This window comes from Brevibacillus formosus (assembly GCF_003013405.1).
Lineage (GTDB): Bacteria > Bacillota > Bacilli > Brevibacillales > Brevibacillaceae > Brevibacillus > Brevibacillus formosus.
Window position 1 is genome coordinate 55,432 of sequence record NZ_PXZL01000023.1, and the last position, 20,628, is coordinate 76,059.

The 20,628-nt window shown below is 48.7% G+C and carries 18 protein-coding genes and 1 pseudogene; 15 read left to right on the forward strand and 4 right to left on the reverse strand.

The window, feature by feature from the left end:
* Positions 1-11: 11 nt before the first annotated feature.
* Positions 12-1,328, reverse strand: coding sequence for an MBL fold metallo-hydrolase (locus C7R91_RS20300; protein WP_047069639.1), 1,317 nt, complete (start codon positions 1,326-1,328; stop codon positions 12-14).
* A 175-nt stretch (positions 1,329-1,503) separates the two neighbouring features.
* Here C7R91_RS20300 and C7R91_RS20305 point away from each other — a divergent pair, with 175 nt between their 5' ends.
* Positions 1,504-2,703, forward strand: a complete 1,200-nt coding sequence (locus C7R91_RS20305; RefSeq protein ID WP_052773390.1) for a hypothetical protein — start codon at positions 1,504-1,506, stop codon at positions 2,701-2,703.
* 70 nt (positions 2,704-2,773) lie between these two features.
* On the opposite strand, the gene C7R91_RS20310 is transcribed toward C7R91_RS20305, so the two are convergent.
* Positions 2,774-3,436: an NAD(P)H-dependent oxidoreductase gene (locus C7R91_RS20310; RefSeq protein ID WP_047069638.1), complete on the reverse strand. Its 663-nt coding sequence runs from the start codon at positions 3,434-3,436 to the stop codon at positions 2,774-2,776.
* Between the two features lie 342 nt (positions 3,437-3,778).
* On the opposite strand from C7R91_RS20310, the gene C7R91_RS20315 reads away from it, so the two are divergent.
* From C7R91_RS20315 to C7R91_RS20325, 3 genes are all read left to right on the forward strand, one after another.
* The gene (locus C7R91_RS20315) at positions 3,779-4,159 is read left to right on the forward strand and encodes a winged helix-turn-helix transcriptional regulator (protein ID WP_047069637.1); all 381 of its coding nucleotides are present in this window, start codon (positions 3,779-3,781) and stop codon (positions 4,157-4,159) included.
* Positions 4,160-4,270: 111 nt separating this feature from the next.
* Positions 4,271-5,797: a YcdB/YcdC domain-containing protein gene (locus tag C7R91_RS20320; RefSeq protein ID WP_047069636.1), complete on the forward strand. Its 1,527-nt coding sequence runs from the start codon at positions 4,271-4,273 to the stop codon at positions 5,795-5,797.
* Between the two features lie 130 nt (positions 5,798-5,927).
* A complete protein-coding gene (locus tag C7R91_RS20325) occupies positions 5,928-6,404 on the forward strand; it encodes a DUF1579 family protein (protein WP_047069635.1) in 477 nt (158 codons plus the stop codon).
* 241 nt (positions 6,405-6,645) lie between these two features.
* On the opposite strand, the gene C7R91_RS20330 is transcribed toward C7R91_RS20325, so the two are convergent.
* Positions 6,646-7,734: a suppressor of fused domain protein gene (locus C7R91_RS20330; RefSeq protein ID WP_047069634.1), complete on the reverse strand. Its 1,089-nt coding sequence runs from the start codon at positions 7,732-7,734 to the stop codon at positions 6,646-6,648.
* Positions 7,735-7,879: 145 nt separating this feature from the next.
* On the opposite strand from C7R91_RS20330, the gene C7R91_RS20335 reads away from it, so the two are divergent.
* The 3 genes and pseudogenes from C7R91_RS20335 (at position 7,880) to C7R91_RS20345 (ending at position 10,610) form a co-directional block, all read left to right on the forward strand.
* The gene (locus C7R91_RS20335) at positions 7,880-9,058 is read left to right on the forward strand and encodes a DUF4272 domain-containing protein (RefSeq protein ID WP_047069633.1); all 1,179 of its coding nucleotides are present in this window, start codon (positions 7,880-7,882) and stop codon (positions 9,056-9,058) included.
* Positions 9,039-9,767 (forward strand): alpha/beta fold hydrolase, encoded by a 729-nt coding sequence (locus C7R91_RS20340; protein ID WP_083995064.1) that lies wholly within the window; start codon positions 9,039-9,041, stop codon positions 9,765-9,767. The genes C7R91_RS20335 and C7R91_RS20340 overlap by 20 nt, the downstream gene beginning before the upstream one ends.
* A gap of 20 nt (positions 9,768-9,787) precedes the next feature.
* Positions 9,788-10,610: pseudogene (locus C7R91_RS20345) on the forward strand (DUF2785 domain-containing protein).
* A gap of 484 nt (positions 10,611-11,094) precedes the next feature.
* Here the strand turns inward: C7R91_RS20345 and C7R91_RS20355 are convergent.
* The gene (locus tag C7R91_RS20355) at positions 11,095-11,463 is read right to left on the reverse strand and encodes a hypothetical protein (protein WP_047069632.1); all 369 of its coding nucleotides are present in this window, start codon (positions 11,461-11,463) and stop codon (positions 11,095-11,097) included.
* Positions 11,464-11,936: 473 nt separating this feature from the next.
* Between C7R91_RS20355 and C7R91_RS20365 the strand changes: the two genes are divergently transcribed.
* From C7R91_RS20365 to C7R91_RS20400, 8 genes are all read left to right on the forward strand, one after another.
* On the forward strand, positions 11,937-12,509 hold the full coding sequence (locus C7R91_RS20365; protein WP_047069631.1) for a TetR/AcrR family transcriptional regulator: 573 nt from the start codon (positions 11,937-11,939) through the stop codon (positions 12,507-12,509).
* A gap of 57 nt (positions 12,510-12,566) precedes the next feature.
* Positions 12,567-14,453: an alpha/beta fold hydrolase gene (locus C7R91_RS20370; RefSeq protein ID WP_047069630.1), complete on the forward strand. Its 1,887-nt coding sequence runs from the start codon at positions 12,567-12,569 to the stop codon at positions 14,451-14,453.
* Positions 14,454-14,684: 231 nt separating this feature from the next.
* Positions 14,685-15,620 carry a nickel ABC transporter permease gene (gene nikB / locus C7R91_RS20375; protein WP_047069629.1) on the forward strand — a complete coding sequence of 312 codons (936 nt, stop codon included), beginning with the start codon at positions 14,685-14,687 and terminating at the stop codon, positions 15,618-15,620.
* A 1-nt stretch (position 15,621) separates the two neighbouring features.
* Positions 15,622-16,476, forward strand: a complete 855-nt coding sequence (locus tag C7R91_RS20380; RefSeq protein ID WP_047069628.1) for an ABC transporter permease — start codon at positions 15,622-15,624, stop codon at positions 16,474-16,476.
* A gap of 37 nt (positions 16,477-16,513) precedes the next feature.
* A complete protein-coding gene (locus tag C7R91_RS20385; RefSeq protein WP_047069627.1) occupies positions 16,514-17,503 on the forward strand; it encodes an ABC transporter ATP-binding protein in 990 nt (329 codons plus the stop codon).
* A complete protein-coding gene (locus C7R91_RS20390; RefSeq protein ID WP_047069626.1) occupies positions 17,500-18,462 on the forward strand; it encodes an ABC transporter ATP-binding protein in 963 nt (320 codons plus the stop codon). The genes C7R91_RS20385 and C7R91_RS20390 overlap by 4 nt, the downstream gene beginning before the upstream one ends.
* A 21-nt stretch (positions 18,463-18,483) precedes the next feature.
* On the forward strand, positions 18,484-19,590 hold the full coding sequence (locus C7R91_RS20395) for an aminopeptidase (protein WP_047069625.1): 1,107 nt from the start codon (positions 18,484-18,486) through the stop codon (positions 19,588-19,590).
* A 17-nt stretch (positions 19,591-19,607) separates the two neighbouring features.
* A complete protein-coding gene (locus C7R91_RS20400; RefSeq protein ID WP_047069624.1) occupies positions 19,608-20,612 on the forward strand; it encodes a dipeptidase in 1,005 nt (334 codons plus the stop codon).
* Positions 20,613-20,628: the final 16 nt, after the last annotated feature.

Genomic DNA, 20,628 nt, shown 5'->3' on the forward strand with positions numbered 1-20,628 from the left:
ATTACCTATTTTCATATATTGTTTGTCGTAATATAGCGGTCGCGAATCTTCTCTCTCAAATAATTTACCGCAAAACGCAAAAACGCCCCGTTCCACCCCATATAAATACCGAAATTGTTCAGCTGTGCAACATACCCGAGCATGACAAAGCGCTTGAAACGGGCATTCCGACCTTTTGGTGCTTGCAGTCTGCCATTGATGCGCAGCGTACTCCATCCCCACAAATGGGTGAAGCAATAATGCAGGGCCTCAGATGACAGCTCCACATCACAATCGAATGGGTCGCATGGGGATTCGATCAACCCATCTGCCAGGGAAAAGCGAAATGTCTTTTGATAGTCTGACAAATAAAAGGTAACGGGTCTAACGATAAAGAGAAACAGCGAATGATTATTTTTCCGAATCTGTTCCTTGAAGTCCAAGCCAGCCTCGAAGAGCATGTCCAATTCGATTTTGACCGAAGGAAGAAGAGTAGGAGAGGAAGCCATCTTCTCATAGTCGCGTGCGTAGAGGGCAAGCGCCTTCGCAGGATCATGAGCTTCATGTGGCGTCCACGTATCCCCGGGATACAAAATAATTGGTTCGGCATCCGTTTCTTCCCGCAAAAGGCGGTACACACTGTCTACTTTATTGATTGCATCATTCATGTAATAGTTTTCGTCGTGACAAAACCAAGCGAAGCTGGCGAAGGGAATCACGTAGAGAGGTTGAAGGACTTCCACCTGTTTTTTCACCCGGGCGAGCTTTTCCATGGCTCGTTTTTTGCGGAGCAGAAAGTCTTCCTTGTTCCCCGCCCAGCCTGCATACGAGAATTGCGTCCATAATAGATCGATGTCACCGACAAGATTTAGGATATCCTTGGCTTCCTGTGTAGTGCTGACCTCGCAATCGTTCAGGTTCAGAATCGTTATGTCAGCTGTCTTGATGCAAAGCCAGGAATCGCCGACAGGAAACGGCCGACACAAAACAGAGACATCGTCGGACAAGGAGTACCATTTGTCCGGAGAGAGCTCAATGACTTGCTGAAAGCCAAAGGTACGGCACCATTCGATCACTTTTTTATCGGTTGACTGCTGGTAGAGGATCGTGATTCGCTTGCGATACTCCTCGGGTATGGTTCGGAGGCTCTGTGGATGAAAATGATCCGGATGCTCATGAGAAAACCATATATGCGTAATCTCGGCAAAATCCTCAGAGGCGAAGCGGGTCTTGGCTAACAAGCCCCAGCCGTAATCAAAGGCAGTTCCCGTAAGCCAAGGATCGGTCATTAATTTGATAGAATCATGTTTCCATAAAAATGAAGCGTGGTTGACCATTTGAAATTTCATGTGATTTGTCTCCCTATGTATACTAGCGATTTGCTAAAAGGGATGATCCTGCCGGGGAGAAAAACGTGACAGGAATTTGAAAAAAATATTTTTTCAGGGATGTGTGTCACAAGCTGTGCATGAGGAGGATCGTAACAAGTGAACAGCAATCAACGAGTCGAAAGGATGAACCGACATGAAAAAGCAAGCACTTGTTACCGTTAGCATGGCAGCACTCCTTCTCTCAGCCGTATCCCCATTCGGGATCGCACAGGCACAAACCAACATGGTAGTCGCTGCGAATAAAGCTCAAGTGATCACTTTTGATCAGCTCGTCAAAGAAATGGATAAAAAACAACCCGTCTCCATGTACATCGAATCGACGCACACATCGAAAGCGAAGCAGGGCACCCAGACCCAAAAGGCTAAAACTTGGGATAACACGGTCAAAGGGGAATGGAGAGAGGAAATCTCGGACGGGAAAAGGGTTCAGCATGCCGTAGGGAAAGCAGGACAGGTGGCAGCGTATCAAGAAGGTGGCCGAGGATTTGTCCACTCCGCAACGATTGGCACATACGATAATGAAATCAACAAGACGAAGCGAGAGCTACAGCGCTTGAAAGTGGCGTTGCCAGATTCGAAGGTGGCGATAACCGTGAAGGAAGCACAACTGTTGAATCGAGCTGTGTATCATGTCGCGAAAAAAGAAGAGGCGAAAATCGATGGCAAGCTGCACCATTACCAGGATGAACTGTGGATCGATAAAGAGACAGGACTGCTGCTCAAGCGCACCTTCACCCACAATCAAGCACAAGTATTTTCGTACACCGTAGACAAGGTGAATTTCCAACCCGTATTTGATGAGAAAACGTTCGAAGTGGGCATTCCAGCGGGTGTGGAGCAAGGCAAGTTTTCCCCTGAGGTGGAAAAGGTAGTAGCCGAGGTTACGAAGATTTTCCCAGACACTGCACAGTTTTCCGATTATGATGATTACGGCAACGAAGGTAACTGGCAACTCCTGAAAATGCTTGAAGCGCAAAAACGGGTGTACAGTCCGACCCCTCGAGCAGAAGCTCTCGTTATCATGGATACCCGGACAAACGAATTGAGCAAAGTAATGATCCAAAATCCAGATTGGGTGTCGAAAAAGCTCCCTGCCGAGAAGGTGGCAAAAGAGAAAGCAGCCGCTTTCCTGAAGCAGCTTGTTGGCGATCAAGCAAGCCAATATAAAGTAGAGGCAAAGGTCGAGCGGGGCGGTGGCGGTGCCATTTTTGAAGACTACGACTATGGGTTTGTAACAGCAGACGTGACGTTCCGTCCAGCCACAGGCAAGGGAATCACGATCTCCGTCGATGAAGCGGGTCGTATCGTAGGTTTTCGGTATACGGATGAGTAAGAAAGAGATAGGGAAAACAGTCGCTTGCATTTGCTGGCGACTGTTTTTTATGTGGAGCCAATCGTTGGTTTTATCCGATAAAACGAATAATTTCTTCCTTCGCTTGTCTGGTTTTCGCACGGGGCTCATTTTTCCGATAACCAAAGGCCACCATGCAAGCGACGCCAAAGCGGTCTCTGTCGAGGAGCCCCTCCGACGCAAGGATATCCTCGACCTTTTCTTTTGAAAAGCCTTCAATGGGGCAGGAATCAATGCCGATCATAGCAGCAGACGTCATCATATTGCCAAGTGCGATGTAGGTCTGTCTGGATGCCCATTCGAACATGACTCGCTCGTCTTCAAACAGGGCGAAATCGTTTTTCAGGAAGTGATCGTAAGCGGCGCCTTTTTGTTGTACGACGTTTTCAGGTAAGTCCTGCGTTTCTTTCATCATATGCTGGATATATTCGGAATCAGCGGCCATTTCCTGTTTGGTCCGCGCCAGTACGATGACGAAATGGCTTGCGGTCGGCAGTTGCTTTTGCGCACCCCATGTGACCGGTAACAGCTTCTCTCTAAGAGCTGGATTTTGCACCACGAGGAAATTCCATGGCTCAAAACCAAAAGAGCTGGGGGACAGACGAGCCGTCTCCATAATAAAGTCAAAGTCTTCCGTCGTAATTTTTTTAGCTGCATCAAACTCTTTGCAGGCATGTCTGAATTGATAAGCTTCTATGATTTGATCTTTACGCATGATCTCAACCTACTTTCGAATAAGTTTATGATACCGTTGATAGAAAATGGGCGATTTCCTCGATGAGGGTCTCTCCCTGATTTCACGAGATGACGAGTATTGGAGCTGTGATGCTACTCAGCAATCGACGAATATGGATGCGACTCTCCAGCTCGAATCTTTCACGGGAGTGGGACCGTTTTCCTCCACTGCGTAAGCGATGTCGACTGGGTCTACCCTATTTGCTTTTCTATAAGCTCCCTCCTTTAAAAGTGTTTTACAAAACTGAGCATACCGAATACACTGAAGAAAAGTAAGTACGCACTTTTTCGGTTAATACTTACGAAAAGGGAAGTGAGTGGGATGAAGAAGAAACCAGCGATGAGGTACCTGTTAAATGGCAAAGAATATCCTTGCCCGATCGAGCTTGCCGTCTCGGTTTTTGCGGGACGATGGAAGGTATCAATCATTTGTCAGCTGTTCAAAGGGAAAAAAAGATACGGAGAATTAAAGAAAAATATAATCGGTGTGAATCATAAAATGTTGGCAGAGCAATTACGAGAATTGGAGGAAGCAGGAATCATCAAGCGTGAAGTATATCCGGTCGTTCCGCCAAAAGTAGAGTACGAGTTAACCGAGCTAGGGCAAGGCTTGGGACCTGTTATTGAGTATTTGCGAGAATGGGGAGAACATTTTCAAACAGAGGCACCAGAAGAGTCTCTATCTACTGCTCATGGGTCATGAAAACCGCCACCTGAAAGGGTGGTTTTTTCTTTTTTGTAACCTCCCTGGAGTTTTTCCGACTATTACATAGGACAAAAAACAAACACAAAAATTCCTTGGGAGGGAACAACTGTGAAACATACAAAGAAATTGGCAAGCACGTTACTAATGGCAAGCCTGTTGGCGACAGCTCCGCTATGGCTGCAACACCCGACGTTGACCGTACAAGCCGCGGACAATCAAGGGCAGGAAGTAAAGCTCTCACCAGCAGCAGAAAAAACACTCCAGACGCTCTACACCATCCAGCCTGAATTGAAAAATATGGACAAAAAGATGAACGGACCGAAAAACGGTATATACGAGCTGCGCTTTGATAAAGAAATTGCCCCAGGCAAGATGGAGCTGTACGCCATGGTGGGCCTGGATGCAACGACTGGTGCTTTGCATAGCTACGAAAATGATCAGGAAATGCAGAAGCAAAACAACCAGCCATCGGAAGCGGTCGCCAAACAAAAATCAGCGGCTTTTTTGCAAGAGCTCTTGGGCGATGATTTCAAAAAGTACAAAGCCACTCAGACAACAAAAGGCGAATGGGATGCTGTCACCTACACGCGCCATGAGCATGGTGTACCTGTTTTCACTGATCGTTATGTCGTTGGCGTCAACAGTACGAGTGTCATGTACGTGAACACGTTTGAAGGCGCTCCGCTCCGAGCTGCCTCCTCCTTGTTTGCCAAGCCTGGTAAGGTAATGTCCAAAGAAGAAGTGACGAGGAAAGTCGCTTCGCTCATGGAGCTCACGTATTCCGCGCATAAAAAGGAGACAGGAAAGCCGGCTTTGAAATACTCGCTGGAGTCGACCGGATACTTGGATGCTGTGACAGGAGAAGAAATCGAGGGTGCCTTTTCCCTTAAAAGCCGTTACTCGGAGGCCATACCTGTTAATCCAGGCGGCAAAAAGCTCACGGCCAGCAATGCCGAAGAAGCTATGAGAGTGCTGGCAGAAGAATTTCAAATCAAGATGGATGGAATCACGTTAGAGACGGATACACATACCCCAGCGGAAATGAAAGGAGAAGGGGAAACGATTTACAGATCCAAGGGAAGAGACGGCAGAATCACGGTCTATACGAACAACAACGAAGTGACTGGCTTCCAAGTCCGCGGGAAAGTCGAGATGGCCAATGCCATACAACATGAAAACAAACCGGCAAATGCCCAGCTTTCGTACGAGCAAGCCAAGGAAAAAGCGGTGCAGTTTTTACAGCCGTACCTCGACTCTAGTGTAAAAGAGCTGAAGATCGATCAAAAAGAGATCAGGATGCCATCTGCAACGTCATACAGCTTCAGCTTCTACGCGCTGCATGACGGCGTGATTGTTACGGATCAGAATTACCTCGTCAACGTAGACGGACAGACTGGGGAAATCGTGAATTACATGAACTCCTTTACGAAGCCATCTGCTCCGTTCCCGGACAAAAAGACCGCCATTTCCAAAGAAGCAGCCGCCAAGCACTTTTTGAAAGACCGTCCTGCTGTGCTCGGGTACATGTTCCCTGTTCAGAACGAGAAGGTGCAAGCAAAGCCAAGTCTGGTTTATTCCATCGACACGGTTTCTTACTTCTTGCTTGATGCGGTAACAGGAAAGTCATTCAAATAATCGGATTCGATCCCGCTTCTCATCATGAGGGGCGGGATTTTTGTTGGTAAATAGCAATCGATAAGAAGCACGCATTCTATGAATCCCCTAGAATAACAGTAATTCACTGTCCGATAAGGAGGAATTCCGAATGACGAATGAACACGTCAATCATACTTCACAAGAGGTGCTCAAGCCTGATCCGGCTCTTTCTCATCTGAACGTTTTTGTAGGGAAATGGATGATAGAAGGACTGATTACGGAAAGTCCGTCAGAGCCAGCCGTGAAGTTGAAAGCAATAGATACATACGAATGGCTACCCGGGGGATTTTTCCTTATTCACCATGTAGATGGTTTGATAGGGGATAAAGAAGTCAAAACCATTGAGATCATCGGCTATGATGCGTCTAATCAGGTGTACTTCACGCACGCTTATGACAATCATGGAAGTATGGCTTCCTACTATGCGAATCTTTTGGGCAGAGATTGGAAGATAACAGGGAATACCGAACGTTTTTCCGGTAAGTTTAGTGTTGATGGCAACACACTCATTGGCACTTGGGAGTTGTTGGGCAATGATGAGAAATGGACACATTGGATGGATATTCGATTAACGAAGGTGGAGTGAGTAAAAAAGTGGAGGATCAGTGAGGAAGCATCAGGTGAGGATGCTCCTTTTTTGTTGTTTGCTGAATAGGGCGTTTTTCTAAAAAAAGTAGCTGTAGTGGGGGAAGAAGCGGTTTTTGTGTACTATCTTAAAAACAGACTTACGGAGATAAATATAATAATATCCCCTACTAAAGTGGTTGAGACAACAAAAAAACAGTCCCCGCAGATGTACTCCGCAAAAACTGTCTTCAAAATCATGCTTATTTCATAAATTTCGCTACCCCGTTAAAAATCCAATCCGCACCATTACCAGCGGAGCGTTCAAGCAATTGCTCAGACCCATGCATTTCTGCATACTGCTGTTCCTCTGCGGTAATCGGAATCATCCATAACAGATTCACAGGATCGCCCACCATGAGCGGAAGAGGAATGGTTGGTGCATCTTCAGATTTTGCAAGCAGCATGGAGGTGAAGCGGCTGTTGATCTGACTGATTTCCTGGCATGGAATGGTGTGACCTTGTGCGAGGAAGGTCATATACGACCACGGCAGAGAGGTTTGGCCGCTGACATAGGCCAGCAATTGCTGTTCGTTTTGGGCGAGCCATTTGGTTTCGCAGGCAAAGGCCAGCTCGAATCGGCGTAATTGCTCTGGCTCTTCTGTATACTGCTCGACTTTTGGCTGACGCAAAATAGACACGCCGAGGGTCAGCGCATAGGTGACGTCGCCTTGTTCGATGGTCACCAATGCTTTCGGAGGCCAGTGTCCGCCGTCGATGCCGTAATATTGTTTAACTGGGCCGAGAGTCGAGGTAATCGCGTCCATGAACTGGTGCTGGATGTCAGGCCAAGGGTTGCCATCCCAGCTCGCCCAAAAATGCTGGGCAGCTTCGATGCGGGCAAACATGGCGTTCGTCTCTGGTGTTCCCAGCGGAAAGCATAAATCAGATTCTCCGGTACAATCTCGCGCATACGAAGGATAGTGCGAGCCGTCCGGGGAAGGGCCAGCCCAGCCGGGAATCACACACAGCACCTCATCCTCATACAAAAGTGCTGCTGCATCGCCTTCCTCCAGCCAAACGATCGAGAGCTGCTCTGGGTTCAGCCGGTCTGCTCCATCCGGATGAGCGCAGCAATCGCGTGGAAGCATGGGAGCTTGACCATCCTCCATGGCAGCGAAATCGATCGAGTCCGGTGCAGGTCCGTAATTTCTTACCCAACAAGAGCGAATGCTGGCATGCTCCTCACCGGGATAATCCCACAAATAAAAAAAGACGCCGTTCTCATCCTCTTCGACAAAAGCTTGAATCGGACAAATGGGGGAAAACTCCTCTAATAGGATGTTTTTCATAGGTTTCACCTTCAATCGTCGTGATAGATTCGCCGATAACTATTAAGATTTGTGCTTGATTAAACAGGGTTAGGATACCATAATTGACTATTGATTACAAAATTCAGCACCTTGGGAATGTTTGCCCAGCAAAGGAGGTTGCCAGATGAATCAATGCACCATCTATGTCTCCATCCAACAATGCGAGAAAGTCGTCGCTGCCATTGTCGAGGCTTTTCGTGATCAATTGGTAGAGGTATCCGCAGACGAGCGGGCCGTGACCGTGACAGATAAAAAATGGTTTAGCAAAAGCAAGATCACCTTCAATCTTATGCGCGAGGATGATGACCAAGAAGCGTTTCTCCAAATGAAAAAAGGGATGTACGGCTACTTCGCACAGATTGAAACGGCTCATGAGAAGGTCCAGCAAAAGCTGTTGTACCAAATAACAGCGCTCAATGTGGCGGTAGGAATCGTGGCGAGCAAGGAAATCGATGAGAAGACGTTTGCGTCCATAATGGCGATTGCCGAAGAAGTGCACGGGATCGTCTTTCTCCCTACCGGAGATATGCTCGATAAACAAGGAAGGCTGATTCTCAATACGGCAGGAGAGTCCGAAGTGGATGATTTTCTGGTGACGGTCAGCGTAGACCTGATCGATGGCCATATTCAGCCCTCCCAGTCAGGAGAAGCACGCAAGGAGCGGAGCATCAAGCTATTGCAGGAGCAAGGCATTCCGTACATCCCGCATCTTCCTGTCATCGTAGGGGATGAGGACGCTGTCATCAGGAGCAAGGATGAGATTGTTCAGCGAGCGATTGCCCTGTGCTTGATTGCGGTATATGCCGGCGGGATTGCCGAAAACGGACAAATCAAGGAAGAGCGGGAGTTCATCGAAGGAATTATTGAGCAGTTTGGCGCTTATGAATTCTTTACGGAAAAAGAGAGAGACTTCTTGAATGACCCACAGCCAGATCGAACTGATATGATTCAGATGGTGTGGATGTACGAATGCTACTGGGTACTGCTGTGGGCACTTGGCTATGTGGAAGAGCTCCATTTCCCAGATGAGATTTGTGATGTGAACACTGCGATTGACGCTCTCAGAAGCGCAGGTGACTATGACACCTTCTACAGCAATGCGGTTGTGAGGAGCAAACAAGAGATTCTCGACCAGGCAGATTTAATCTACCGCTATGACTGGGCGTGCGTGGATGCGCGCATCAACAATCGTGTGGTTGCAGGCGGTTTGAATGACGAAGTAGTTGTGGAAAGACACAGAGCATTGAATTGGCTGGTATGTTACATGGAGGACGACTGGGATCATGTGTCGACGGATACATAGGCTGTATTTGCGAAAAAGTGGTGCACCTAGTGTGATCTTTCTAGCAGGTATGGGCGACAGCGGTGAGACATGGAAGATCGTTCAAGACCGCATCTCGCAGGAAGCGTCTACCTTATCCTATGATCGGGCAGGGATTGGCAGGAGTCCAGCGCCAGTAGTCGTACCCCGGACTTGCCGTGATTTGGTCGAGGAGCTGTATGACTTGCTGCAAGAGATAGAGGTGGAGACGCCTTGTATTTTGGTCGGACATTCTTTTGGCGGTTTGGTTGCTAGACTCTTTGCTAGTCTATATCCGCAACTTGTTTCGGGGCTGGTTTTGGTTGACGCTGCTCCTGAATATAAGGAGCTCGCCTATGAAAAGGTTTTGCCTGACAACCTGATCGCAGCCAATCGAGAATATTACGAGAATCCGATGCGAAACAGCGAGAATATCGATAAGATACGGAGCTATCAAGAGATTGTTGACTCTTTTCGGCAAAGCGACATCCCTGTCTCGATTATCACCAGAGGCTTGCCGGACGTGTGGGATGAGGAATGGCCGAACGAGGAAATCACAGCAATCGAACAACGTCTGCAAGCCGATTTCACTAGGCTTTCAACCTCAAGCAAACAAAGAATGGCTACTCGCAGCGGGCATTATATTCATCACGATGAACCGGATGTTGTGATTGAGGAAATTTTGATCATGTTGAGGGGGATGAACACGTGAGCGATACAAGAACCTAGCTGATGCTGGATCTCCAAAGATTGGAGCAAGAACAATACCAGCTGCGTGAAGGGGAACAACTGGAGGATTTCGTAGGACGATTGTTGCAATACATTGGGGACCCTGACCCGGAATTGCGGGATAATCTCATCTACCCGGCATTTTATTATTGGATTCTTGATGAGAAACATTTGACGGAGGCGCAATTGCGCAGCCTCCTGCGAGAACTGACCGACGAAAAGCATTTGTTCTACCAGATTGGCAACGATGGTGACCCATCCGTATTTACGAGGACATTCTCTTCATTGCCGATCGCATTGATTTTGCGCCGCCACAGACAGAAGCCCTTTTTGGAACGAGCTGATTTCCAGCACGTGAAAGATGCCATGCTCCGCTATTTTCAAGAGGAAAAGGATTTGCGCGGCTATTTGTCCTTAGGGAGGCTGGGCTCACAGTACAGCTCACGGTGCAGACGTATTCGTAGAGCTGGTGCAGTGCCCAGAAAGCGATGATGCCGTACAGCGAGACGTTCTTCAAGCAATCCAGGGCGTGCTGCATAACGGAAAGCACATTTTCAATGAGGAAGAGGACGAAAGACTCGCAAGCATCGTAGATACCATGATAGAGAAAGACTTGCTCCCAGAGCAGGAACTCACTGACTGGATCAATGGTTTGGCAAGCTGTGCAGAACTGCCGAAAAGTCGTAATCAGACAATCGCTCGGGTGAACAGCAAGAACTTTTTACGCTGTCTTTATTTCAGAAGGGGCAGAGATAGCCAAGAAAATAAGCTGACGGCTACTATGCTTGCTGCTGTAACGAAATGTAACAGATTTGCGATCAGTTAATGGATGAAGGTTGATACCGTGACAGACGGTCTCAACCTTTTCTTTTTTATGTGAAGTTTTAAAAGTAGCGATTGAACCAACAAAGCTGGCAAGAAGAAAAAGCGCAGGGCTCGCAGACCTTGACAACGCCTACCCAGTCGGAATTTCAAAAAGGGGACCACGCTTGTCGAACACTTCATCCTCGAGAACCTTCCGCCCGTAGGGTGGCTTTGGCTCGACGGTCCCCTTTTTGAAGTGTAGACGGACAGTACTTCCCCCCGCTGGCGTGTCAGAGTCGAAGAGAACTGCGCTTTTTCTTCTCCTCCACTCAACCGGAAATATGGGACGAGGAAATCTTGACTATTTTGCATAACCCCCAAAAATAAAAAGAACCGTATAGAAATGATTTCTACACGATTCCAAGAAACCTCTATCTCTACGAGATTGGCGAGAAAGTCTCGACAGTCTTAGCGCTCTATCGAATGGACGAGCGCTGGCGTGAGTATTAGCTGTGGTTTTGTATGGTGCCCGCTACCGGATAGTCTGGGCCGCTGGTAATGTGTAACTTAAACTGGCAGTTGGATGGCATTGGTACATCAAGCTCAATACTACCGCCGCTTTTTGGGATATAGTAAGCATCACTATATGTGGTCTCAGCACCTGAGCAAGATTTGGAATAGAAGCCCCAGCCACCGCCGGATGAATTAAATTTTACTTTGCCCATTTGACCTTGACCACTAATTGTCCCCGATGAAGCGTCGTAACCTCCGCCACGGGCGTAAGCAGTGCTTGACTGGTTAGCAGCAAATACAGTGGTTGCTGTCATAACCGAGATAAGTACAGCAAGTCCAGATATACGAAATACTTTTCTCATAAAAAAACCTCCTCTATCTATTGGTAAAATATGGTAATAGATTACGTTTACTGTAAATATATGTAAATAGGTCTAAGTATCTGTTTTAGGGGTAGTATCAGGAAACGCGAAAAAACCACGTTAACGATTGTGTTGCGTAAGCTCTCTGAAAAGAGCAAAATTCAACCTTTTCTTTTTTACTAAGTTTTAAAAGGTAGGGTGAACCAACAAAGCTGGCAAGAAGAAAAAGCGCAGGGCTCGCAGACCTTGACAACGCCTACCCAGTCGGAACTTCAAAAAGGGGACCACGCTTGTCGAACACTTCTTCCTCGAGAACCTTCCGCCCGTGGGTGGCTTTGGCTCGACGGTCCCCTTTTTGAAGTGTAGACGGACAGTCAATCTCCCTTGTGGGCGTGTCAGAGTCGAAGAGAACTGCGCTTTTTCTTCTCCTCCAATGATTGACAATCACCGAATAGTACTATATAGTCCTAATTATGAAACGAACCTCAAACCGTGATCATGTCATCGCCACTGCATCCGATTTGTTTTTGCAAAAAGGACTCATGAATACCAGCATGGATGACGTTGTAGCACATAGCAGAGTCTCCAAGTCCAACATTTACTACCACTTCAAAAGCAAGGAGGAGCTCGTTGTAGCTGTGCTCAGCTACAGAATCAACGTCCTGAGAGGAGCAATGGAAGCCATCCTGCAACGGACAGACCTGTCTGTTACCACACGAGTAGGGCTGATTTTTACTACCATTGCAGAGGAACTGGAAGGACGCTCCTGCGTAGGAGGCTGTCCGATCCTTTCCTTACTGTCAGCACAAATACCAGAAGTCAAAGCGCGAATCAACGAGTTCCTAATCGAATGGCAGAACCTGGCGGAAAAGCTGCTCGTGGAGGGAATCGCCCGTGGAGAATTCAAGGAAAATATCTCGATTCCGCAAACCGCAGTTTTGTTCGTGACCATTGTGGAAGGAGCGATGCTCATGGCTGAATCGCAGGGTCATGCACAAGTACTCGTAGGCGCTGGTCAGACACTTCTACACTTGATTCAAGTGTAGGATTTTTTTGAAGTCAATTAGTACTGATTAGTACTAAAAATAAAGGAGGCAAAAACAATGGCTGTCGTTTTTATAACAGGTGCGACTGGATTTATCGGCAAGGAGGTAACAAATCAGCTGGCCCGGTCCGGTCATACCGTACTGGCGCTGGTTCGTTCGCCCGAGAAGTGGGATGAATTGCTGATGCAGATGACACCAACAGAGAGGTCCAATTGCAATGCCGTGCGGGGTGATTTGCGAAAGGAGGGCTTGGGATTATCAACGAGCGATTACGAGCAGGTATTGCGCGCAACTATTATCATCCATGCAGGTGCCCCGATGGATATTTCGCTGGATGAAACGGTGGCGAGGGAATTGATTTTACAAGGAGCAAGTCACCTTGCAGCACTAGCGAACGAATTGCATAAACAACAGCGTCTGCAAAAGCTGATTCATATCGTTGGCTACATGAGTCCGTTTGACGATGAGAGTGGAAAGCTGGCGACAGATGTTTTTGCGCCAACCGATTTTTATCGAGAGGCAGGGGGCTACGAGAAATACAAGTTTCTGGCAGATCTATACCTCAGACAAGAGGCGTATCAAAAAGGAATGCCGCTGGTCGTGGTAAATCCGTGTACGATCATAGGCCCGCGAAGCACCGGGAACACAGAACAAACAGATGGATTCGGGCTCGTGATCAGCTCCATGCGGCGTGGTAAGATCCCTGTTCTTCCCGGTGGTAAGGAGTGGTGGCTGCCCTTGCTTTCCGTCGACGATTTTGCCCAGGTCATTGTGGGGATTGTAGAGACAAATCACATCGAGCATCAAACGTATTACGCCTTAAATGAGCGGAGTGCCACGCCAGCTTTTTCAGAGCTGATTTCGTTGATGGCTAAAGAATTACGGATGAAGCCACCAACCATTCCTTTCCCGGTATCGGTCTTGAAAAAAATTCTCCATAACGGCGGCAGCCGCTTGCTCGGGGTACCTGCCAATTCGATGGATTTTCTCGTAAAGAAAGACTTCCCGCTCGCTCCCTTTCAGCAAATGAAAGCGAAAAAAAGCATCGATGCATACGACGTAGCGGCGTATCTTCCCAGTGTGATTGCCGATCTCGACTACCGTTTGTCGGTCAAGGATCAGAAAGTACCTCCTTGCTTTCACCGAGAGCAAATCGCAGGCATGGCCGCGTACAAGAAAGAAGGCTCGGGTACTCCGTGGCTGCTCGTGCACGGGCTTTTCAGTGAGATGAGCGATTTACTCCCGCTCGCTGAACAGCTGGGTGAACAGGAAGTATGGTTACTGGATTTGCCCGGGTTTGGCAGATCGCCCTATCACCATCACGAAAAACCGATCGAGGGCTTTATCGAGGCAGTGGCCGAGGCATTGCGACAGCTGCCATCTCCGGTTCATCTTGCAGGACATTCATTTGGCGGGTTTTTGGCATGGGAGGCAGCAAAGCGAGTACCGGAAAAAATCGAGAAGCTATACCTTTTGCAGCCACCCCTGCATGCCCCGAAGTATTCTCGGCTGCAGGCGGGATTGGGGAAGAGTCCAGCCCTCCTTCAGCTTTTTTTGCAAAAGCAGTTAACGTCAGCCAAATTGGAAAAAGCAATGCTTGAGCAAGGGGTATTTCAGTCTACGTATGAAATGCCAAAAGGCTATGTAGAAAAGGCAGGGAAGCTCCTGCAATCCCCGCGCATCAGCAAGACGCATACAGACGTGCTGCGCTACTTCATGAACGAATTCCGGCAAATGGCGGTAGCGACACAGCCTCTCCCTTTTCCAGCCCAGATCGTATGGGGAACTCAGGATAAAACGTATCAGCTGACAAAAGGGGCAGAGGATGCATTCAGGAAAGTGAATGTAGAGATTGAAAGGCTCTCTGTTGCTCATCATTTTCCCCTCAGTCATCCACAGCTAACGGCAAACGTATTGCTACAGATGAGGCACGGCAAGGAATGACGACGGAGTGATTCTTCAGAAGGGGCATGGTAGAAAGGGACCATGCTCTTTTTGAATGGGGCAAGAAAAAACGAGTTGAACTTTCTGTGAATTTAGAATAGACTATTTTTAATTAATAACGACACTATAACGACAAATGTCGTTAGTGAAGAAAAAGGAGGAGAGCAAAGTGCAGGAACGCAACAGGAAGAAGCTAGTTTACACTGTTTCTCACATCTGGGTGAAGACTTCATGAAGCAATATATAGTGAAGCGCTTATTGTCAGGTATCGTTGTCCTGTTTGGGCTCTCCGTTTTTACGTTTCTGCTCATTCATCTCATCCCTGGAGACCCTGTGCGGATCATGCTGGGGCAGCGGGCGACCGTCGAACAAATCGAGTCGCTTCGAGGAGAGCTGGGCTTGAACAAACCTTTGGTCGTTCAGTATCTCGACTATGCTTCTGGCGTTTTAAAAGGGGATCTCGGCACTTCCCTGAAAACGGGTCGACCTGTGAGCACAGAAATTGCTGATCGTTTTCCCGCGACAGCAAAAATGGCACTAGCCAGCCTCGTGGTGGCAGTTGTGATCGGTATCGGGCTGGGTGTCCTAGCGGCGAAATACAAGGATACACCCATCGACGGAGCGATTATGACCTTTTCCACCTTTGGGATGTCCATACCCGGCTTTTGGTTGGGTTTACTCGTCATCCTTGTATTCTCCGTCCATTTGGGCTGGTTTCCGATTGCGGGAGGGACGGGGCTAAAAGACATGGTTCTTCCAGCGTTTACTTTGGGGACCTTGCTAGCGACGGCACTCAGCCGACTCACTCGCGCTGGCATGGTAGAGGTTTTGTCCAATGATTATATCCGAACAGCACGTGCGAAAGGGATGAATGAACGAATTGTGCTGCTGCGGCACGCTTTTCGCAATGTGATGATTCCGATTGTGGCTGTCATTGGTCTGGAACTGGCTGGCTTGCTGGGTGGGGCTGTGATCGTCGAGCAGGTTTTTGGCTGGCCGGGAGTGGGGACTTTGGCTATTCAAGCGATTAGCTCTCGGGATTTTCCGATGATTCAAGGAACGACGCTGTTTATTGGGGCTGTGTATGTCCTTGTTGTCATTTTGATTGATGTCCTGTACGCGCTTCTCGATCCCCGCATTGATTACACAACGAAGGAGGGGGTGTAGCGTGTTTTGGAGCAGGCAATGGTCCGTGCCTCGTTTGGAATTATGGGAGAAGATCATGCAGCAAAAGAAAGCGAAATACAGCTTCCTGATGATGCTCTGCATTGTTTTGCTGGGAATCATCGGGCCGTGGATTGCTCCGCATGATCCTACGAAAACGTACTATGAAGCATTTATGCAAGGGCCTTCGAAAGACTTTTGGCTAGGGACAGATGCGATTGGCCGCGATATTTTATCCCGGATGCTGTACGGAACAAGAGTGACACTGACCGTAGCTTTGCTGGCGTCTGTCATGACGTTTGTAGCAGGAACGCTAATCGGTGTGACATGCGCTTACCTTGGAGGAATTGTTGATAATCTGATCATGAGAATCATGGACATCATGCTGGCGTTGCCCGGCATTGTACTGGCTCTCGCCATTGTAGCTGTACTCGGACCGAGTCAGGAAAATGCGATGATCGCAATCGGAATATCATCGATTCCAGCCTTTTCGATTCTGATCCGTGGTGCGGCACTCTCGATCAAGCAATCCGGCTATGTGGAAGCAAGTCGCTCCATCGGCAGCTCGAATTGGTGGATCATTACGCGTCAGTTCATTCCGAATATCTCGAACGTGCTGATCGTCTATACGACCATGTTTATAGGCAGTGCCATTTTGGGAACCTCGGCACTGGGCTTTATCGGTTTGGGTGCCCAGCCTCCTACACCGGAGTGGGGAACGATGCTGAACGAAGGGAAAAATTACTTGCGAGAAGCTTGGTGGCTCGCTACTTTTCCCGGTCTTGCGATTACGGCAGTCGTTTTTACGGTTTATCTGCTAGGGGATGCTTTGCGCGATATCTTTGATCCCAAATCATAGTTTGCGAGCTTCCGTTCCCGATAAAGGAGTGAGTAACATGACGAACGTGTTGGAAGTGACGGGATTGACTACCACGTTTTCAAAAAATGAAAAGGCTTTCAAGGTGGTAGACAATCTTTGCTTGCAGGTCAAACGAGGTGAATCGGTCGGGATCGTCGGAGAATCAGGGTGTGGAAAAAGCGTTGCCTCTCTATCCATGATGCGCTTGCTCAGTAAAAACGGAAGCATTGCAGGCCGTATTCAACTGAACGGAGCCGATCTCTTGCGCTATAGCGAAAAAGAGATGCAGAAGATCAGAGGGAAAGAGATCGCCATGATTTTTCAAGAGCCGATGACTTCGCTGAATCCTGTACTGACCATCGGCAAGCAATTGAGCGAAGGACTGGAAAAGCACGAGGGCATGAACCGAGTCCAATCGAGACAAAGAGTGCTCGAGCTGTTGACGCAGGTAGGCATTTCACGTGCCAATGAAATCTATCATGAGTACCCGCATCGACTGTCAGGGGGGATGCGACAGCGCGTGATGATCGCGATGGCGATTGCCTGTCATCCAAAGCTGTTGATAGCGGACGAACCGACGACGGCACTAGACGTAACGATCCAGGCGCAAATATTGGATGTCATGAAAAAAATTCAAAGAGAGCTGGGCATGTCGCTCATCATGATCACGCATGATTTGGGCGTCGTCGCCGAGACATGTGACCGGGTACTGGTGATGTATGCCGGGCAGGTCATTGAAGCGGCCGATGTTCGCACACTGCTGCGCAGCCCCAAGCATCCGTACACCGTGGGCTTGATCAAATCGACACCACATAATGCCAAAGGCCAGAAGAGATTGCACAGTATCGCGGGAAGTGTGCCGACCCCCGATCATTATCCGAAGGGATGCCGTTTTGCTCCGCGATGTGAGAAGGTGATGGCTGTCTGTTTGGAACAAAATCCCCCGTTGCTGGATGTGGATCAACAGTCGGAGTGCCGCTGTTGGCTATATCGAGAGAACAGGGAAAGCACGGCGGTGAATGGATGAAGACGCCTCTTTTGCAAGTGAAAAACCTGAATAAGAAGTTCCTTACCCGCAAAGGGTGGTTTCAGCCGCCGAGTTACGTGCATGCCGTCCATGGAGTGAACGTGACTGTCAACGCAGGGGAAACGTTGGGAATCGTGGGGGAGTCAGGCTGTGGCAAGTCGACACTGGGCAGGTGCATTTTGCGCTTGATCGAGCCGACAGACGGCGAGATCGTGTTCGAGGGTCAAAATATCCGCAGCTTACAGAAGGCAGACATGCAGAAGCTGCGGCGTGATATGCAAATGGTGTTTCAAAATCCATTTGATACCCTCAACCCAAAGCTGACGATCCAGCACATTTTGTCAGAGCCGTTGATTGCCCATGGTATCCCAAAGCGCGAGCGAGCAGCCATGATGGAAGAGACGATGGAAATCGTCGGTTTGAACAAAAATCACTTGTCGCGATACGCACATGAGTTTTCCGGAGGACAAAGGCAAAGAATCGGGATCGCTCGCGCCTTGATGCTCAGGCCAAAGCTCATCATAGCTGACGAGCCTGTGTCTGCTCTCGATGTATCGATCCAATCGCAAATTCTCAATTTGCTTCAGGACTTGCAGGAGCAGTTTTCGCTCACGTATCTTTTTATCTCGCATGACTTGAGTGTTGTCGAGCATATCGCCGATCGAGTAGCGGTGATGTACTTGGGAGAAGTGATTGAGCTGGCGAAAAAAGAAGAGCTGTTTCAACGTCCGATGCATCCCTACACACAGTCGCTTCTCTCCGCGATTCCCATCACGGACCCTGACGAGAAAAAAGAACGGATCATTTTAACGGGGGATTTGCCGTCTCCATCCAATCCGCCGCAGGGCTGCAAGTTTCACCCGCGCTGTTGGGCGTGCATGGACGTGTGCAAGACAGAAGCCCCTCCATTTACAGAAACAGACGGCAGACTGGTTGCGTGTCATCTCTATGAAAAATAAGGGAGCAGGAGTGATAGATAGATGTTGGACCCACGTCTTACGAAGCTGGCGAATGTGCTGGTGAATTACTCGACGAATGTGCAGCCGGGAGATAACGTGCTGATCGATGCGATGGAGGTGGACGCTGCTCTGATTAAGGAGCTAATCAAAGCAGTTTCGCAAGCAGGCGGGCATTCCTTTGTGAATCTGCGTGAATCCTCGATTAGCCGTCAGTTATTGCTAGCGGGAACAGAGGAGCAATTCCGTTTAGGGACAGAGATGGACAAAGAACGAATGGAAAAAATGCAAGCGTGCATCATCATCGAGGGTGGGCTTAACATCAATGAAGCTTCTGATGTCCCTGATGAGCAGATGAAGCTGGCTACGTCCTTTTTCAAAGAAGTAAGTATCGTCCGCCTCAAAAAGAAATGGGTCTATCTCCGTTATCCGACGCCTTCCATGGCGCAACTGGCGAATAAAAGCACAGAAGCATTTGAACAGTTCTACTTCGATGTCTGCACGATGGATTACGCCAAAATGGCAGAAGCCATGCAGCCGCTCAAGGAACTGATGGAGCGAACTGACCGTGTGAAAATCACGGGACCTGGCACAGAGCTGACCTTCTCCATCAAAGGCATTCCAGCGATTCCGTGTCCAGGGCACTATAACATACCAGACGGTGAAGTATTTACGGCCCCTGTTCGCGATTCGGTGAACGGTGTCATATCGTTTAACACGCCCTCGCCTTATCAAGGCTTTACCTTTGAAAAGGTACGGCTGGAGTTTGTGGACGGGAAGATTGTTAACGCCACAGCCAATGACACGAAGCGCTTGAACAACATTCTGGATACAGATGAAGGTGCCCGGTACATTGGGGAGTTTGCTTTAGGGGTCCACCCGTTCATTCGGGAGCCCATGCAGGATATTTTATTCGATGAAAAAATCGACGGCAGCTTCCACTTTACCCCGGGACGATGCTATGACGAGGCATCCAACGGTAACAAGTCGAACATCCATTGGGACATGGTCATGATTCAGCGCCCGGAGTACGGTGGCGGTGAGATTTGGTTCGATGACCACTTGGTTCGCAGAGACGGACGCTTTCTTTTGCCGGAGCTTGCACCACTTAACCCGGAAAACCTGAAATAACAGGAGGAGTATGAGGCATGACACATGGAATTGACGCGCATTTTGACCTTTTGCTGGATGTTGCCATTCAACGGGAGCATGGCAGGCGAAAAGTTATTGAAACGGATTACTTGCCCGATTTCGTGGCAGGCGGGGTGCAGACGGTTGTCGCAGCGATTTATATCGACAACAAATTCCTGCCAGAGATGGGCTTGAGAAAAGCACTGCAACAAATCAGCGCGTTGCACGCAGAGGCAGATGAATCACCTGATAAAATCATGGTTTGCAAAAGTGTGAGCGACATCGAGACCGCGAAGCGATTGGGGAAGATTGGTTTTGTGCTCTCTCTGGAAGGCGCAGAACCGTTATATAATGATCTGAGTATGCTCCGTGTTTTTTACGAGCTGGGCGTACGCCTCTTGGGTCTCGTGTGGAGCAGGCGGAATTTCGTTGGAGATGGCAGTTATTTTAGTCCGGTACGGGAAGGGCGCAAGGGCGGGCTCACCGAGTTCGGAATCCGTGTCGTCGAAGAGGCAGAAGCAATGGGCATCATCATTGATGTCAGCCATCTGAATGACGAAGGATTCTGGGATCTGATCGAGGTAGCGCGTAAGCCCATCATCGCTTCTCATTCCAATTGCCGGACATTAGCGAGCTCCATGCGCAATCTGACGGATGAGCAAATCAGGGCGATCGCATTCACCAACGGCGTAATCGGCATCAATGGCGTCAATGTGTTCGTAGCGGACACAGACGACCAGGCTGATATCGAGCACATGATCAATCACGTCGATCACATCGTGAAGCTGGTTGGTGTTGAGCACGTCGGATTTGGTCTGGACATCATCGAGCCATTTATGAAATACGATTCTCCCGATGTGTTTATCCAAGCAGGGCGCAAAGATTTTGATGTCGTAAAAGGACATACCAAGGTTCCGGAGCTTGTGCGTGCCCTTGCCAAAAGAGGGTACAAGGATGAAGCGATTGAGCTTATTTTGGGCAAAAACTTCATCCGCGTGTTCAAGGACGTGTGGAAATCATAGAGAGATGAGGGAGTGG

What these genes read in the sequence shown, in the direction of transcription:
- C7R91_RS20300 (WP_047069639.1), bottom strand. Translation starts at nt 1,328, where the DNA reads ATGAAATTTCAAATGGTCAACCACGCTTCATTTTTATGGAAACATGAT.
- C7R91_RS20305 (WP_052773390.1), top strand. Translation starts at nt 1,504, where the DNA reads ATGAAAAAGCAAGCACTTGTTACCGTTAGCATGGCAGCACTCCTTCTC.
- C7R91_RS20310 (WP_047069638.1), bottom strand. Translation starts at nt 3,436, where the DNA reads ATGCGTAAAGATCAAATCATAGAAGCTTATCAATTCAGACATGCCTGC.
- C7R91_RS20315 (WP_047069637.1), top strand. Translation starts at nt 3,779, where the DNA reads ATGAAGAAGAAACCAGCGATGAGGTACCTGTTAAATGGCAAAGAATAT.
- C7R91_RS20325 (WP_047069635.1), top strand. Translation starts at nt 5,928, where the DNA reads ATGACGAATGAACACGTCAATCATACTTCACAAGAGGTGCTCAAGCCT.
- C7R91_RS20330 (WP_047069634.1), bottom strand. Translation starts at nt 7,734, where the DNA reads ATGAAAAACATCCTATTAGAGGAGTTTTCCCCCATTTGTCCGATTCAA.
- C7R91_RS20335 (WP_047069633.1), top strand. Translation starts at nt 7,880, where the DNA reads ATGAATCAATGCACCATCTATGTCTCCATCCAACAATGCGAGAAAGTC.
- C7R91_RS20340 (WP_083995064.1), top strand. Translation starts at nt 9,039, where the DNA reads ATGTGTCGACGGATACATAGGCTGTATTTGCGAAAAAGTGGTGCACCT.
- C7R91_RS20355 (WP_047069632.1), bottom strand. Translation starts at nt 11,463, where the DNA reads ATGAGAAAAGTATTTCGTATATCTGGACTTGCTGTACTTATCTCGGTT.
- C7R91_RS20365 (WP_047069631.1), top strand. Translation starts at nt 11,937, where the DNA reads ATGAAACGAACCTCAAACCGTGATCATGTCATCGCCACTGCATCCGAT.
- C7R91_RS20370 (WP_047069630.1), top strand. Translation starts at nt 12,567, where the DNA reads ATGGCTGTCGTTTTTATAACAGGTGCGACTGGATTTATCGGCAAGGAG.
- nikB (WP_047069629.1), top strand. Translation starts at nt 14,685, where the DNA reads ATGAAGCAATATATAGTGAAGCGCTTATTGTCAGGTATCGTTGTCCTG.
- C7R91_RS20385 (WP_047069627.1), top strand. Translation starts at nt 16,514, where the DNA reads ATGACGAACGTGTTGGAAGTGACGGGATTGACTACCACGTTTTCAAAA.
- C7R91_RS20390 (WP_047069626.1), top strand. Translation starts at nt 17,500, where the DNA reads ATGAAGACGCCTCTTTTGCAAGTGAAAAACCTGAATAAGAAGTTCCTT.
- C7R91_RS20395 (WP_047069625.1), top strand. Translation starts at nt 18,484, where the DNA reads ATGTTGGACCCACGTCTTACGAAGCTGGCGAATGTGCTGGTGAATTAC.
- C7R91_RS20400 (WP_047069624.1), top strand. Translation starts at nt 19,608, where the DNA reads ATGACACATGGAATTGACGCGCATTTTGACCTTTTGCTGGATGTTGCC.